Here is a 16,511-nt window from a genome sequence, read left to right on the forward strand (position 1 = left end):
ATCAGGCGAGCAGCTTATCCAGAGTGAAAGGGAGATCACGAATACGCTTTCCGGTGGCGTGATAAACCGCGTTACCGATGGCGGCTGCCACTCCAACAATCCCAAGCTCACCCACAGCCTTACCGCCCAAGGCACTGGCCTGCAGATCAGGTATCCCGACATCGATTGTGATGATTTCAGGCACGTCGGCATTCACCGGCACGACGTAGTCAGCCAGGCTTGCGTTGACGATGCGACCGTCCCGGCGATCAATGTGGCCCTCTTCAAACAGAGCCTGGCCGATGCCCATGATCATCCCGCCCATCCACTGACTTTCCGCCAGTTTGGGGTTGTACACCCTGCCACTGTCGAACGCTGCCACCATGCGTTTGACCTTGACCGTACCGAAGTCTTCGTCCACTCGAACCTCGACGAAATGGACACCCCAGCTGTGAGCAGACACCCCACCATTGGTCGCAGGCAGCATTTGGCTGAACCCGTGCGCGGCGGCATCACGATCAGCCTCGGTCGCGCCCGCTTTGAAGGTGTCAGTCGTTATCTCGAATCGCTCTTTGCCAATCGCTTTCAGCAGGTCACCCAACGCGATACCGTCGCCGGGTCTTTGCGAAGGCTTTATGCGCCCGTTTTTGAATACCAGGTTTGAGATGTCCATCCCGTGCAGGGACGATTTCGGGTCGGTTGTAGCCACACGCAGCAGCTCGTTGCGAGCCACTTTCGCCGCCTTGTAAACCGCGCCCGTCAGGTTGTTTGCCAACTGAGAGCCACCCGCGACGGATGCGCGGGGCAAATCGGTGTCACCAAGGCTGACCTTGACCGCGCTGGTCGGCACGTCTAGTACTTCAGCTGCCGTTTGCGCAAGAATGGTGTAGGTGCCCGTGCCCAGATCAACGCCACCGCTCAAGACCTCTATCCGGCCATCGCGATGGATGATGATCTTCGCTTCCCCGGGCGTTCGCCACACGGGATAGGTGCCCGCTGCCACGCCCCAACCAATCAGCTCACGACCTTCACGCATCGAGCGAGGCTTGGGGTTACGGTTGGCCCAGCCGAATGCGTTTGCACCGGCTGCGTATCCCTCTCTTAGGCGCCGAGTCGTCCAGGGAATATTGGCTTTCGGATCCCGGGACGCCCAGTTCCGTAGCCTCAGTTCGATTGGATCAAGACCCAGCTCCACCGCCAGTTCATCCATGGCCGTCTCAAGCGCATAGGTGCTGATGTTTTCCCCTGGCGCACGCATCCACCCTGGATTTACGGTGTTCACCGGAATGATGCTGTGACGGGCAAGCATGTTGGGCGTGGCGTACATCAACGCCGTCACCGACGTGCTGGGTTCCAGGTGCGTGTCATCAATGGCGGTCTCGTTCCACCCTGCATGCACGACCGACACCAGCATGCCTTCACGGGTGGCACCTAACGCCAGTTTTTGACTGGTCCTGGGCCGACCACCGAAGCTGGTAAACGTTTGAGGACGAGTCAGCGAAACTTTCAGCGGTCGGCCCAATACCCTGGACGCGGCACAGGTCATGGCGACATGAGGATGCGGAGCAACCTTGCAGCCGAACCCGCCACCGACAAAAGGTGAAACAACCCGTACCTTTGCTATCTCAATGCCCATCCATTGGGAAATAACGTTACGCGCGCCGCCTACCCACTGACTCGATTCATAAACCGTAAGTTTGTCGCCCTCCCACTGAGCAATGCAGGCGTGCGGCTCCATCGGAACGTTGTACTCGCGGGGCGTGGTGTAAACCCCTTCAATTTTGACGGCAGCGGCTGCCAACGCGGCGGGTGCGTCTCCCCACTTGGCCTGCAGGTCATCGATTGGTTGGGGTTTGGCACGCGCATCATCAGGGTCGATGATGGCTGTCGTTTGCTGGTAAGTGACCTTGACCAGATTCGCAGCTTCAGTTGCCTGCTCTAACGTCTGCGCCACAACCAAAGCAATGTGCTGTCCATTCCAGCGCACCTGATCATCCTGCAATGGAGTGAAGTTTTCAGTTGCAGATCCCCCCTTGATAAACGGGGTTGCTGGTTGAATAACGAGCGGATTGAGGTGCGTGTAAATGGCAACAACCCCCGGAGCCTTTTCCGCCACACCAACGTCGATTGCAGTAATGCGGCCTGCGGGAATGGTTGATTGCACCGCAACTCCGTAAAGCATGCCTTCGATGGCCTGCTCAATGGCATAGCGGGCCTCCCCTCTTACTTTGAGGCCACCGTCCTGACGGGATGCACGCTCTCCCAGAGAACCATTTTGTTCCTTCTCGATCAGCGGCGCTGCCTCACCCGTCAGCGGGTTAAGCGCAAGACCGGTGTATGCGACAGCTGAGCCCGCCGCAGCGGTTTTGAGCAGTGTCCGGCGATAAACCCTGGGGTTGAAGAGATCGCTCATACCAGACCTCCAACGGTCATCAATGCTCGCGCAACGACGCGAGGCGCCAGGACTATCTTGAAGCCATTGTGCTCACGAGCTTGAGCACCGCTCACGGCGTGCCGGGCGGCCTCACGAATCACTTTTTCGGTGAACGTTTTACCGATCAAAGCCTGCTCTACAGCACGTGTCCGCCAAGGCTTGGTACCCACTCCGCCCATGGCAATGCGGACATCCTTGATGGTGCTGCCATCGTCTTCGAATTCGACCCCGACAGCAGCGCTTGCCGCGGCGAACTCATAGGACGCGCGATCACGCACCTTGAGGTAATGGGAGCGTTTCAAAGCAGCTACCACCGGCACTTCAATGCCGATGATCATCTCTCCAGGTAAAAGATCGTGCTCAATGTCCGGACGTTCACCAGGTAACCGGTAGAAATCTTCGGCCAGTACCTGACGCTCAGTTGCACCCCGAATCAAAACCTTGGCATCAAAAGCAACTAACGCCACTGCAAAGTCACCGGGATAGATGGCAATGCATCCATCACTTGTGCCTAGCACTGCATGGTTGCGATTGATCCCGTTTAGCGCAGCGCATCCCGATCCAGGATTACGTTTGTTGCATTCAGGGTAAGCACTTGGGTCACGAAAATAGGTGCACCGCGTGCGTTGCATCAAGTTGCCGCCAATCGTGGCCATATTTCGCAATTGCGGGGAAGCGGCGCGCCAGAGGGCCTCGCTCAGTACCGGTGCCTGAGTCTGAATTTGAGGGTTGGCGGCCACATGACTCATCTTCGCCGAAGCCCCGATGTTGATCTGTTGGGCGCCGACATTTATTTCGTTCAAGCCTTGCAAGTGGCTGATATCAACCAGTCGGGCAGGACGTTCCACGCCGCACTTCATGAGATCGAGCAGTGTTGTCCCCCCGGCCAGAAAACGGGTTTCCGGCAGGAGCACTTCTTGCCGCGCATTGGCGACATCGCTTGCGCGAATATAGTCGAGCGCTCTCATGCTTTGTCTCCCTGCAAGCGTGCTGCCGCAGTGCGGACGGCGGTGACGATATGCGGATAGGCGCCGCATCGGCAGATATTGCCGCTCATGTATTCGCGGATTTCATCATCAGACCCTGTATGTCCCTCGCGGATACAGGCAACTGCGGACATGATCTGGCCCGGCGTGCAGTAACCACATTGGAATGCATCAAACTCAACGAAAGCAGCCTGCACGGCATGCAGCGTGCCGTCCGCGTTGACCAACCCTTCAATGGTCGTCACATCACGACCTACAACCTGAGCCGCGAGCGTCAGACAGCTCAACACCCGCTCACCATCGACATGAACCGTACAAGCACCACACTGACCCTGGTCGCAACCTTTCTTGGTGCCGGGAAGGAATGCATGCTCGCGAAGCGCATCCAGCAAAGTAGTGCGCGGGTCTAGCTCGAAGGCCTGAGGTGCACCATTGATGGTGAGCTGAAGTCTGTTGCGGTCTGCCATGAAGGCCTCTCCAATAGTGTCCGAAAGCGCTACGCCAACTCATCAGGCGCTTTTCTGCTGGCCAGTATGGTTGGCCAGCGACAAATAGATTTGCCTGATCAAGTGTGTTTATTGCCCAATCCAATGAGTTGCTAGAGATAAAAGTCACTCGTAACAATGTATTTCATGGCTATCTCAGGAAAATGGGCTGCCTGAAATGATGGGCTCAGCGCCGCCACGTCATCTGGCAGCGTCTGCCCGGGTAAAACCTAGGGTGCCTTGGGGGAGATTTTTACCGTTGCGCCTTTCGCTTGATCACTAATCATGTCAGCGAGGTAAGGGCTACTGCTGTATTTGTCTCGATAGGCTTGGTCAACCCGCTCATTTATAGCGCCGTCGATGCCTTCAAAACTTACATCGCGAGTCATTCCAGCCGCGATGATACGCCCGGCCTTTTCGCGAACGGCCGCCTTGTACCAAGAAGATGCCTTACCGTGGAACGCCCGCACATAAAGGTTGCCATCAACTTCCACACACCAGATCCAGGTAGGCGTCCCGTAAGTAACGCCGTCCTCGCGAAACGGGGAAATCTTGAGGTCATCAGCTTTGATAATGCGTTTGAGGTCATCATTGGACCAAACACTTGCATGTAAACTCACGGCCTTGTCCACTGCCGTCGCCGCATGGGCGGCGCTGAGGCTGGAAAATACAAACAGCATTGCGATTAACAATGAGGCGCTGACTTTCAGACCTGACACATGCTTGTTCATCTCATGACCCTCCGGTTAGGCAAAACGTATACGTCAGGCACGCGACAACTGACGCATTATCGAACCACTGAAATACAGCCGGGTAACATCGGCAAAAGATCAACTTCCAAAACTTCAAGATCCTCGGCGAATCAATGTTGAGCCCGAATGTCTGCACAGACAAAAAATGTCTGAAACTTCATCGTGCGCACCTGAAAGTTGTTTACAAGCTGAACGAGATCTCCTTCGCCTTGTTTTGGATAGGCCAATGCATTTTCACTGGCCTCCTTCGAGTGCCAATACAGATGCAGGTGAACAGTGTGTTGATATTCACTTACCTGCACGCTCGCACCAACGAAGCCTGGGTGCTGGCTAATGAACTGTTCAGTCTGTTCCGTCAATGCTTTGGCTAGCGCCCATACAGAGAGCGGACCGACGAAAACCTCTAGAGTCTGGCCGAAACCAGTTCCACCTGGTAATTCGCTCATGGACAATCTCCCGCCCGCTCTCCACAACATGGACAATCTGTACCTTGCGCATCGCGCCCTACAAAATCAGCCAGCCCAGTTCTGCAGCCAGTAAGCGTAAGGTGTCGGCAACACAGAAGCCGGATCAGGGACGCCCAACTCACGCGCTGCCTGGAATGGCCAGTGAGGATTGCCCAGCAGCGTCCGTGCAAAACACACAAGATCCAGGGAGCCAGAGCGCACGAACTCATCCGCCTCATGAGCGTTTGTGATCATCCAGCTAGTCCCGACAGGCAGTCCAGTCTCAGTTCGTACGCGCTCCGCAAAAGGCACCATGAAATTAGGGCCCCACGGCACCGGCTCGCTGGGCACAGCCAGGGAAAGGGAGCAATCGACAAAATCCACGCCCCCTTCCTGCAGCCACCTAAGGACCTGAATGGATTCGGCCAGTGATTCTTCAAGATCCTCCTCAAAGTCGACCGTACCAAAACGGATCGTCAGCGGGAGATTTTGCGGCCACACCGTCTTTACCGCCGCTACAATTTCGAGCAGGAAACGCGCCCGGTTTGGCAACGAACCGCCGTATTCGTCAGTGCGGATATTGGCCTTCGGAGACAGGAAAGCCTGGCCAAGAAAACCGTGCGCAAAATGCAGCTCCAGCCATTCGAATCCTGCACGATGAGCCCGTGCAGCAGCGCTCATGAAATCAGCTTGAATACTACGAATGCCCTCGTGTGTCAGCTCGTCAGGAATGTAGGAGGAATCAGGCACGTAAGGGAGAGCACTCGCTGAAACAGGCTTCCAGCTCTGCGCGTCGGACTCTTCAAGTGGGTGCCCTCCCACCCAAGGAGGCGTACATCCCGCTTTGCGCCCTGCGTGACCCAGTTGAATGCCGGGCACTGCGCCGGCGTTTTTGATGACCCAGGCCACATCGGCAAAACCGGCAATATGACTATCGCTCCAGAGCCCGGCATCACCCGGTGTGATCCGGCCCTCGGGGTTGACAGCAGTTGCCTCGACCACCACCAGACCTGCACCACCTTTCGCCAACGTTTCGTAGTGGGTTTTATGCCATCCATTCAGCGCCCCATCGACGGCCTGGTATTGGCACATAGGTGAAGCCACGATGCGGTTACGTAACGTGACGTCCTTCAATTGGTAGGGTGAAAATAGCGAGTTCATGGGCTAATCCGCTTGTTGATTTGAATAAGCGGATTATTGCCTTTGGGAGGGGTAATTATTTGCCTGATAGAAGCAAAAGACTGCACAAAATGATGCGCCTTCAAAACGGTGACGCCGCAAGTTCTATTCATTTCTGGGTCTTTCCTGGATTCGAAATGCATAAATCGAGCGAGTACCGCTGCCCTACAGTTTGTAAAAGATATATTCAGGGGCGCTTGAGCTATCGATGTACGCCCCACGACTGCTCACTGTTTCACGTAACTCCGCATTCTCGATACGCAGCCGCCAATCAACTTCATGCGCTTCAATTTGCCCTTGATCAAAGCGCTCGATCGCAGCAAGCAGCTCATCTGCAACAGGCAAGTAAACAGCCAATGCGTCCTCTTTCCATGCCGCAACAGTCATACCCAAGGATTCGCAAATGGCTACTTTAGCCCGAGCATCGCGCTTGTCCGAACGCCTGGACTCCTCTATCTCATCAGCCACCACCGGATCGGTGACGCGATCCGAGAATATAACCTCCCCGGCATCCCATACTTCGGGGGGACAAATCTTGCTTGCAGGACTCAAGGCAATAAAGGGTGATATTTCCAAGGGATAAATTCGGCAGACTAAAGGGCGCTCCTCGTAAATGCCGCAACGATTCTGGTCATCCAGATTAGGGCATTGAGTAAGTGCATTACCGGTAAAGATCGGCGTCACGTTAATCTGATGGCGGCCGCTGGCGACCTGAACAGAACGTCCAGCATTGTGGCTGAACTTGCCGGGTTCCGCAGGCCAGTGATGTTCGTCGAAAGCTTCCAGTACTACAGCAATGTCATGCCCTCTTTCCAGCCAACGCCTGGCCTCGCCAAGGGTGAGAGGAACCAAACGGCCCTTGCAGCAGATCCCGCAACTATTGCAGGCAAAGCGTATTTCATTATTTTCCATACAGTTACTGACTCGACGCGCAGTGAACACCGATGACGCAGAAGGCGCCAAACACCATGTTTAGGGTTTCGCGGAGTATGTCGAACGGCCTGATCTCACTGTTGCCTATTTCACGGCGATATTTGCTCGTTCCAATCGGATATATCTGAAATGCCAGCCCTGCACTCATAAACCCCACCTCCGACCCGTCGTTTTAGGCAAGATTTCGAACGAAGCCAGCAACCTCTCACTTGGTCATAGCGGGGGAATAAGGGGCAATTTAGGGATGCCTCAGGCTCGCGACTGATCCACGTCAGTGAGATATCCCACAGGGCGTCCCTGCGCCGGGCACACCGTTGATTTTGGCGTTTTGGTCTCTCAGCAAAGCGATAGAGACTTGCTCGCCAATGCACCCTGTAAGGGCCGGATCTTAGTCGATGATGGCGAGCTGAAACGTTACCTGCTGACACACCCTGATACGCTATTTACTGGTGATCAACGAGCCTAATCTCGTAGACCAGGCCACATGACTCCATTGCGACTTGATGCATAGCCAGGCACATCAACGTCGCACTGGATGTCAGGTGGTGTTCATTGCATTCTTGGCCATCAGGGACGCTCCACCGATCTCAGTCAGCCCGCTGATGATGTGCTGGGTGTAGGGAAAAGCAGGATCTTCCTCCAGTACCCTCTCCGACACCAACAGCCCTTCGTTCACGAGCACATCGATCGCCAACACACAGCGCACGATGGAGGGAACGCTTGGCTGACGGCGCACCAACTGCATGTATATCTGCCCGCACGTCAGCTGTCGTGGCTTCCCCCCGCCAGGCCTTACCTCGCTTATTAGTAGCCAGACCGCTTTTAAAATCGCCAGATCTACCGCGAGAGGGTCTGTGAGCTCGGGGATTAACCCGGACTCATGAGGCAGGAAGGAACTCGCTTGGGATGTCACAGATAAACCTCTGAATACCATTAGCCTGAACAACCGCACGTGTTTACACCGTGCGTTTTCTCGCTTTCCGGAATGAGCAGCGTGACACGCACACCCTTTAGCCAACGCGACATGAAGGGATGATCTTACAACACAATCACTTTATCACCGCTCAAAACAGAGCTATCACTCTGTTTTTATGAAAGATTTTTTATTGCTATAAATCAAATATTTTTAGAATAAATAACCAATAATAATTACTAAACTGAAAATAATCACCAATAATTCTTGCAATACAAAAACATTGCAGATGTAAATTTAAAATATATAAAGGCAACATTTTTGCCGCCATAGAACTTTAAGCTCACACTGCTGACTTACTGTCCGCAGCCTGTAGTAAACCTCCACGCGCTGACACTTCTTCGTTACCCACTTCTATTTGGAGATTCTCCCGATGGCTAGAAGCTTGCTGCCTCTTGCTGCCATTTTTCTGATGGGCCTCACCACACTTTCTGTATCAGCCGCCGAAAACAAAAATCCCCTGCCGTCGACATCGAGTGATGTGCGCGTGGAAGTCGAGGCCAAACGCGAGCAGATCACTGGCGCCGAAAGCGCCACAAAAAGCCAGTCGACAGGCGCGCAGACGGTGCTGGACGCCCCGGTCGTGACCGACGACGCCCCAACGACCGATGACGAGAAATGAGTCTTCGTTTGATACGCAGCACACCCCCTATCGAACGAATTCAGGAGTAGCTCCATGTCCATGATCAAACAAGGCTTAGGCCTGAGTCTGCTTGCGTTGAGCATTGCTCAGGCAGGCACCGTAATGGCTGTCACCCCGATGACGGGCAATGAGGTCGAAGCGCGGGTTGGCGCGATGCTCGACAACATGAGCCAGTCGGAAAAGATCAACTTCTCGCGCGTCGATGACGGACGCATGATTCCCAAGCTGGACAAGTTCAACCTGCAAGGCACAGTCGCCTACGACTCGGCCATGGGCGTGCTGGTCGGCGGCAAGACCTTCGGTGCGCAGTACCCGTCACCGTCGGCACTGGCCGCGACGTGGAGCATCAACCGGGCTAAAGAGTTCGGTCTGGCGATTGGCTACGAAACCCGGATCGCTGGCGGTCAGCAAATGCTGTCTCCGGCCATCAATCTCTATCGCACCCCGTTCAACGGGCGTTCCGCCGAGTACATGAGTGGCGAAGATCCATTCCTCGGCGCAGTGTTGGCGCCGGCCGTCACCAACGGTATTCAGGTTCAGGGGATTCAGGCTGCAGCCAAGCATTACCTGATGAACGAGCAAGAGGCGAACCGGCACTATCTGGACGTCAAAATTGACGAGCGCGCCATGCAGGAGCTGTATCTGCCCGGCTTCGAATCGCTGGTCAAGAACTCGAACATTGCCTCGATCATGTGCGGCTACAACAAGATCAATGGCGAATATGCCTGTGAGAATCACCACCTGATCACCGACATCCTGAAAGGCCAGTGGGGCTTCCAGGGCAACGTGATGAGTGACTTCAACTCGGTTCAGGACGCGTTCAAAGGCGCCTGGGCAGGCACCGATATCGACATGCCGAGCGGCCTGCAATTCACTGAAGCCAAGTTGCTGCCCTATGTCTGGAACGGCCAACTGCATCAGAGCGTGATCGACGACAAAGTCCGCAGGAATCTCAGGGCACTGGTCAGCTACGGCTTCGATAAGGGCATCAACAAAGCTCAGCCTCTTGAGCACCGTGAGCACGGCCAACTGGCTGCGCTGAACGTCGCGAGGGAATCGATTGTGCTCCTGCGCAACGAACCTGTAGACGGGCAGAAACCTCTGCTGCCACTGCCGAAAACGGCAAAAATCGCTGTCATCGGCGACCTGGCAATGCAGCCACCGACTGCGCCATTCGGCACCGCTTACTCAGCACCTGCCAGCTACGTTACCGAGCTGAGCGGGCTCAAGCAACTGGCGTCGAACGCCAGCAATGTCGACTACCTGCCGGAGATGAGCCTCGACCCGAAATCGTCGGTCTGGTATCAGCCGGGTACCGGTAAAGGCAAAGGCAAGGACGCCATCAGCAACACGGGTGTCAAAGCGGAGTACTACGCCAACACCACGCTGTCCGGCGATCCTGTTGCAACCCGCATCGAGCCGGGCCTCAACCTGAGCTGGATCACCAACACCAACGTGACCGACAGCGGCACCAGCGCGGTAACCGGCTACACCCCGGCACCGGGCGCATTCTCGGCTCGCTTCACCAGCAAAATCAAACCCACCATCACTGGCCCGCACGTATTCAAAGTCCGCGCCGATGGTGCCTACAAGCTCTGGATCAACGACGAGCTGGTGGTTGAGGATGAAGACAAGCAGGTTTCATTCGACCTGATTCCTGTGGTGCCACGTACCGTCAAGACTGTCGCGCTGAAAGCCGGCACCGAGTACAACGTGCGCCTGGAATATCGTCGACTCAAAGGCAATTACACCCCGGTGCTGGGCGGCATGAATGGCGTGCAGCTGAGCTGGGCGTCGCTGCGTCCACCGACCAATCTGGCTGACTATGACGCAGTCGTGGTGGCAGCGGGCAGCAACTTCGAATACGAAGGCGAGTCCCTTGATCACCCCTTCGAACTGCCGCAATTTCAGTCTGAATTGATCAGCTTCGTGCAGAGAGCCAACCCTAAAACCATCGTCGTGATGCACGGCGGCGGCGGTATGGATATGCAACCGTGGGCAACCAAGGTCGCGGCTTCCCTGCACGCCTGGTTCCCGGGCCAGCAAGGCGGTCAGGCACTGGCGGAAATCCTGTACGGTAAGGTCAACCCATCGGGCAAGCTGCCCATCACGCTGGACAAGAAAGTGCAGGACAACCCGAGCTTCGCCTCGTACTCCGATCCGGCACCGTACTACTTCAGCAGCCCTAAGCCGCCGACTGAAATGACCTACAGCGAAGGCCTGTATCTGGGCTACCGCGGTTATGACAAGAACCATGCAAAACCGCTCTACCCGTTCGGTTTCGGGTTGTCCTATACGACCTACGAATACAGCGACCTGAAGCTGTCGAGCAACGTGCTTGCGCCCGGCGCAACCATCAAGGCCACGTTCACCGTGACCAACACGGGCAACAAGGCTGGTTTCGAAGTGGCTCAGTTGTACGTGCAGCCTTCAAAGCCGCAAGTTGATCGTCCGGAAAAAGAGCTGAAGGGCTTCTCCAAGGTCTACCTGAAGCCGGGCGAAAGCAAAACCGTGACGATCCCGCTGGACGCCCGCTCGTTCGCCTACTATTCGCCTGACGCGGTCAGCTGGATTGTAGACCCGGGCAAGTTCAAGGTTCTGGTAGGCAAGGACTCGGAAAACATGGCGCTGAACCGCACGGTGGTCGCGCTGTATGGCGAAAAACTATCCACGCGTGAATCCAACCCTCTCCCGACTCCGCTGCGCAAAGCAGTTCAGGTCAAGCCAGAACAGGCTTACTAAGAAGGCCTGATCGGTGGCTTCTACAGCCACCGATCACCGGCTATCAAGCGGTCGTTCTCAGGCGAGTCCGGCCGGCTTGAGATCCGAAGCCAGACGCTCAAGATACCTGGCGAAGGCGCGTTCAATCGGTACGTAATCCGGGGAGCGAAGCCATTGAATCTGCATGCCGTCCATCATCGAAGCAATCTCGAGGCTGACCTGCTTCACATCGGTGGCCGAGTGAATTTCGCCCGCTTCGATCAGCAGATTGAGATGAGCTTGAAGGTGGCTGTGCACAATCCCAAAGCGCTCGCTGAACCAAAGGTTGGCCGGGTGGGTAACGGACAGGCTTTCCGTATTGATGATCATCAACGCCTGACTGACAGCGGCATCCTCGGTACTGAACTTCATGATGAACTTCAGAAACGATAAAAACCCTTCCAGCGACGCGACCTCATCAGCTTCCTGCAAGCGGGTGGCGACGTATTGATCCCGATGCTGCAGCACCGCGTGCAACAGCGCGAGCTTATTGGGAAAGTGATGCAGCAATCCGACTTGCGATATACCCGCGACCTTGGAGACATTGGTCAGCGTTGCCCCCGCGAACCCATCCCTGGCAAAAATAACCATGGCGGCTTGAATGATTTCGAGTTTGCGCACATCGCCCTTGGGGATATGGCGACGCTTGGGGGGAGCGGCTGGGTCAGGAGCGGGAATGTTTTTTGGCATTTGAATAGCACTGTCCGTTGCGCAGATATGAAACCTGTCAGCGTATTGATTTTTCGCTGAAGCGTTCATTTATAGGCCAAACAATACCCATAGAGAAATTTTCGGAAAGTTCATCAGCGATGCACCAATGAAATGCAACCCCAGGCCCATGCCGTAAGGGTGAAAAACATCCAGAACTGCACGTGGATCCAGCCGGCCGCGGAACATACCATGTACCTTTGAAGCTGACAAATGCCCCACCGTTCGCGATACATGCGCCACAAAGGACGGCCCTCCATGGATACACGCAAGGTTCGAATCGTACGAGAAAATGTTCTGTCGGATAATGGGTAGCTGCTGAAAAAAATATCGAGTTCGAGATGCAGCGCCGGCGCAATCCGCAGGACCGGCCGGGCGATGTTCCTAAACAATCACCTCCTGCCGATACTCAAGTGGCGTGCAGCCAAACTCGCGACGGAACACCGTGTGCAGGTACTGCGCAGATTTGAAGCCGCAGTTGCGCGCGGTGTCTGCGATGGTCGAATTTGTGTTCTTCAGGCCATTGGCCGCCGCCGTGAGTTTGAAGCGCAAAATTTCGTCATGCACGCTGCAGCCCCGTACCTGGCGAAAGTGCGACTCCAGCGCTGAACGCGACACCCCCACATAAGCCGCGACCTGCGCCGTCTTGATGCCCTGGCAGGCATATTGGCGAATGAACAACAATGCCTGCATCACATAAGGATCGCCTAATGGCTGGTGCAAACTCGACAGCTGTACGTTGATCGAGTCCGGGGGGATCAGAATGTGGGTGCCCTTGGCGGGCATGCCGTGCAGCATCTGATGCAGCAACTGCGCGGCCGTGCGTCCCATGGTCTCTGTGCCCTGGCTGACCGAACTCAGCGGGACCCGCGTCAAGCTGCGGGTCAGCGGATCATTATCGATGCCGATCAGCGCCACCTGTTCCGGAACGGCAATCCCGGCCGTCAGGCAGGCCTGCAATAACTGCCGCGCCCGGGCATCGCTGACGGCAATAATGCCGATAGGCTTGGGCAAGCTTTGCAGCCAGGCGATCTGCTGTTCGACAGCACTGTCCCAAAGCGGCGCGCTGGTGCCCATGCCGCGGTAGACCTCGGCATGCAGACCGTCGCGCTGCATCAATTTGCGAAACGCCTTCTCACGCTCCTGAGCCCAACGATTGGCTTGCGCTTCTGGCAGGCTGAAACAGGCAAAACGGGTCAAACCCGCTTCAATGAGATGTTCGTAAGCCAGCGTCATCAATGCCTGATTATCGGTGGCGACGTAAGGGATACCTCGCGGATAGTCCTCCTCGTTCTGATAAGAGCCGCCCACCGCAACCACTGGCAACCTGATCCCGGCCAGCGCCTCGCCAATCATCGGGTCGTCAAAGTCGGCAATGATCCCGTCCCCTTGCCAACGCTCGATACCTTTCAACCGGCACAGAAAATCCTCTTCCAGAAACAAATCCCAGGAAGCACGGGTACTGCTCAGGTAGTTGCCGATGCCGCTGATGATGCCGCGGTCATAGATCTTGCTGCCATTGAACAACAGCGCAACGCGGTGAACGGGCGGTACAGTCTTCATTGTTATTGTCCTGGGCCGGGCCGAGGTGATCGAAACAGACTAGGCGTGCAGACGAAGATTCTCAATACGCAAAATCGCACTCGGTGTTGATGATTTTCATAATCGGCAGTGACAGGGCCGTTGCTAGTATCGAGGCACTGAAAAGAGCAATCGATTAGAGCAACCGATAAAAACAACAAGGACATTGCGAATGCCATATTTCCCCGCTATCGACCGAATTCGCTTCGAAGGCCCTGACAGCGATTCGCCCCTCGCCTTTCGCCACTACGATGCGAACAAAATCATCCTCGGCAAACCAATGCGCGAGCACCTGCGCATGGCTGCCTGTTACTGGCACACCTTCGTCTGGCCAGGCTCCGACGTGTTCGGCGCAGGCACCTTCAAACGCCCATGGCAGCATCCGGGTGATCCGCTGGAGGTAGCGATCGGCAAAGCCGAGGCGGCGTTCGAGTTCTTTAGCAAACTGGGCATCGACTACTACTGCTTCCATGACACCGATGTTGCCCCGGAAGGCGGCTCGCTCAAGGAGTACCGCAACAACTTTGCGCACATGGTCGACCATCTGGAGCGCCATCAGGAGCAAAGCGGCATAAAGCTGTTGTGGGGCACTGCCAACTGCTTCAGCAACCCGCGTTTTGCCGCTGGCGCTGCCAGCAACCCTGACCCGGAAGTCTTTGCCTGCGCAGCCGCTCAGGTATTCAGTGCCATGAACGCGACCCTACGCCTCGGCGGCGCCAATTACGTGCTGTGGGGTGGCCGCGAGGGTTATGAAACCTTGCTCAACACCGACTTGAAACACGAGCGCGAACAGCTGGGCCGTTTCATGCAGATGGTGGTCGAGCACAAACACCAGATCAACTTCAAAGGCGACCTGCTGATCGAGCCAAAACCGCAGGAGCCGACCAAACACCAATACGATTACGACAGCGCCACCGTGTTTGGCTTTCTGCAGCAGTACGGCCTGGAAAACGAAATCAAGGTCAATATCGAGGCCAACCACGCGACTTTGGCCGGCCATAGCTTCCACCATGAAATCGCCACAGCGGCTTCGTTGGGCATCTTCGGCAGTATCGACGCCAATCGCGGAGACCCGCAAAACGGCTGGGACACCGACCAGTTCCCCAACAGCGTCGAAGAGATGACGCTGGCCACTTATGAAATCCTCAAGGCGGGCGGGTTCAAGAACGGCGGCTTCAACTTTGACTCCAAGGTGCGTCGGCAGAGCCTGGACGAAGTTGATCTGTTCCATGGCCATGTGGCTGCAATGGATGTGCTTGCCCTATCTCTGGAGCGCGCGGCGGCCATGCTGCAGAACGACCGGCTTCAGCAATTCAAGGATCAGCGCTACGCGGGCTGGCAGCAGCCGCTAGGCCAGTCGGTGCTGGCGGGTGAGTTCAGCCTTCAGTCACTGGCCGAGCATGCCTTTGCCAAAGAGCTGAACCCACAAGCCGTCAGCGGCCGGCAGGAAATGCTCGAAAACATCGTCAACCAGTTCATTTATCGCTGATCGCAATCAAGGCCCGCGGGCACCGCAATCCAGTTACATTCGCGCGACAAATCTGTGCTCGCGGCGCCTTGCGACTCTCTACAGTTCTACCAGCACGATATTCATCGTCAGGCAGTCGCTTCTAAAAACAACAATAAAGGACGCACCACTATGAAGAGTTTTAAACGCACGCTACTGGTTGGCGCTCTCGCGCTGCTGTCAATTCCGGCCATGGCCGACCCTGCCCATCCAAAAATCGGCTTCTCCATTGATGACCTGCGCCTGGAGCGCTGGGCCCGCGATCGCGATTACTTCGTCGCGGCGGCGGAAAAACTGGATGCCAAGGTCTTCGTACAATCGGCCGACGCCAACGAGCAGAAGCAGATTTCACAGATCGAGAACCTTATTTCCCGAGGGGTCGATGTGATTGTCATCGTGCCGTTCAATGCCACGGTACTGACCAACGCTGTTGCCGAAGCCAAGAAAGCCGGGATCAAGGTCGTGTCCTACGACCGGCTGATTCTCAATGCTGACATTGACGCGTACATCTCCTTCGATAACGAAAAGGTCGGCGAGATGCAGGCCAGCGGCGTGTTGAACGCCGCGCCCAAGGGTAATTACTTTCTGCTCGGTGGCGCGCCGACCGACAACAACGCAAAAGTGCTGCGTGAAGGCCAGATGAAGATCTTACAGCCCGCAATAGACAAGGGCGATATCAAGATCGTCGGCCAGCAATGGGTCAAAGAGTGGAACCCGACTGAAGCGCTGAGCATTGTCGAAAACGCCCTGACCCGTAACGACAACAAGATCGACGGCATCGTTGCCTCCAACGACGCCACCGCAGGCGGCGCGATTCAGGCACTGGCTGCACAGAAGCTGGCGGGCAAGGTGCCGATTTCAGGTCAGGATGCCGACCTGGCGGCAATCAAGCGTGTGATCAATGGCACGCAGACCATGACCGTCTACAAGCCGCTGAAACTCATCGCTACCGAGGCCGCCAAACTGTCGGTGCAACTGGCGCGCAATGAAAAACCCACCTACAGCTCGCAGTACGACAACGGCAGCAAAAAAGTCGACACCATCCTGCTCACGCCGACGCCGTTGACCAAGGACAACATTGACCTGCTGGAGAAGGACGGGTTTTACACCAAGGCGCAGATTGAGGGGAAGTGATCTGAGCGTGC

General features: G+C 56.0%; 14 protein-coding genes. 4 read left to right on the top strand and 10 right to left on the bottom strand.

Annotation, left to right across the window (positions count from 1 at the left end; translation table 11 throughout):
* Position 1 precedes the first annotated feature (1 nt).
* The 8 genes from EE949_RS14410 to EE949_RS14445 form a co-directional block, all read right to left on the bottom strand.
* Positions 2-2,392, bottom strand: a complete 2,391-nt coding sequence (locus EE949_RS14410) for a xanthine dehydrogenase family protein molybdopterin-binding subunit (RefSeq protein ID WP_122664892.1) — start codon at positions 2,390-2,392, stop codon at positions 2-4.
* Positions 2,389-3,381: an FAD binding domain-containing protein gene (locus tag EE949_RS14415; protein WP_122664893.1), complete on the bottom strand. Its 993-nt coding sequence runs from the start codon at positions 3,379-3,381 to the stop codon at positions 2,389-2,391. Before EE949_RS14415 ends, EE949_RS14410 begins: the two co-directional genes overlap by 4 nt.
* The gene (locus EE949_RS14420; RefSeq protein ID WP_122664894.1) at positions 3,378-3,866 is read right to left on the bottom strand and encodes a (2Fe-2S)-binding protein; all 489 of its coding nucleotides are present in this window, start codon (positions 3,864-3,866) and stop codon (positions 3,378-3,380) included. The genes EE949_RS14415 and EE949_RS14420 overlap by 4 nt, the downstream gene beginning before the upstream one ends.
* A 248-nt stretch (positions 3,867-4,114) precedes the next feature.
* Positions 4,115-4,615 (bottom strand): DUF2255 family protein, encoded by a 501-nt coding sequence (locus EE949_RS14425; RefSeq protein WP_240350598.1) that lies wholly within the window; start codon positions 4,613-4,615, stop codon positions 4,115-4,117.
* A gap of 131 nt (positions 4,616-4,746) precedes the next feature.
* Positions 4,747-5,082: a hypothetical protein gene (locus EE949_RS29470; protein WP_162874459.1), complete on the bottom strand. Its 336-nt coding sequence runs from the start codon at positions 5,080-5,082 to the stop codon at positions 4,747-4,749.
* A gap of 66 nt (positions 5,083-5,148) precedes the next feature.
* On the bottom strand, positions 5,149-6,243 hold the full coding sequence (locus tag EE949_RS14435; protein ID WP_122664896.1) for an NADH:flavin oxidoreductase/NADH oxidase: 1,095 nt from the start codon (positions 6,241-6,243) through the stop codon (positions 5,149-5,151).
* Positions 6,244-6,426: 183 nt separating this feature from the next.
* Entirely contained in the window at positions 6,427-7,173 is a 747-nt protein-coding gene (locus EE949_RS14440) for a YkgJ family cysteine cluster protein (RefSeq protein WP_122664897.1), read from the bottom strand.
* A 559-nt stretch (positions 7,174-7,732) separates the two neighbouring features.
* The gene (locus EE949_RS14445) at positions 7,733-8,029 is read right to left on the bottom strand and encodes a hypothetical protein (protein WP_122665001.1); all 297 of its coding nucleotides are present in this window, start codon (positions 8,027-8,029) and stop codon (positions 7,733-7,735) included.
* 511 nt (positions 8,030-8,540) lie between these two features.
* Between EE949_RS14445 and EE949_RS14450 the strand changes: the two genes are divergently transcribed.
* Positions 8,541-8,789, top strand: coding sequence for a hypothetical protein (locus tag EE949_RS14450; protein ID WP_027901776.1), 249 nt, complete (start codon positions 8,541-8,543; stop codon positions 8,787-8,789).
* Positions 8,790-8,849: 60 nt separating this feature from the next.
* On the top strand, positions 8,850-11,552 hold the full coding sequence (locus EE949_RS14455; protein WP_122665002.1) for a beta-glucosidase: 2,703 nt from the start codon (positions 8,850-8,852) through the stop codon (positions 11,550-11,552).
* Positions 11,553-11,609: 57 nt separating this feature from the next.
* Here EE949_RS14455 and EE949_RS14460 read toward each other — a convergent pair whose 3' ends face one another.
* Positions 11,610-12,260: a TetR/AcrR family transcriptional regulator gene (locus EE949_RS14460; RefSeq protein WP_122664898.1), complete on the bottom strand. Its 651-nt coding sequence runs from the start codon at positions 12,258-12,260 to the stop codon at positions 11,610-11,612.
* A 402-nt stretch (positions 12,261-12,662) separates the two neighbouring features.
* Positions 12,663-13,841, bottom strand: coding sequence for a XylR family transcriptional regulator (locus tag EE949_RS14465; protein WP_122664899.1), 1,179 nt, complete (start codon positions 13,839-13,841; stop codon positions 12,663-12,665).
* Positions 13,842-14,031: 190 nt separating this feature from the next.
* Between EE949_RS14465 and xylA the strand changes: the two genes are divergently transcribed.
* Together xylA and xylF are read left to right on the top strand one after the other, a co-directional pair.
* On the top strand, positions 14,032-15,348 hold the full coding sequence (gene xylA / locus EE949_RS14470) for a xylose isomerase (protein ID WP_122664900.1): 1,317 nt from the start codon (positions 14,032-14,034) through the stop codon (positions 15,346-15,348).
* A 150-nt stretch (positions 15,349-15,498) separates the two neighbouring features.
* Positions 15,499-16,500 (top strand): D-xylose ABC transporter substrate-binding protein, encoded by a 1,002-nt coding sequence (gene xylF, locus EE949_RS14475; RefSeq protein WP_122664901.1) that lies wholly within the window; start codon positions 15,499-15,501, stop codon positions 16,498-16,500.
* The last annotated feature ends 11 nt before the right edge of the window (positions 16,501-16,511 follow it).

The sequence above is a fragment of the Pseudomonas viridiflava genome (genome assembly GCF_900602065.1).
GTDB lineage: Bacteria > Pseudomonadota > Gammaproteobacteria > Pseudomonadales > Pseudomonadaceae > Aquipseudomonas.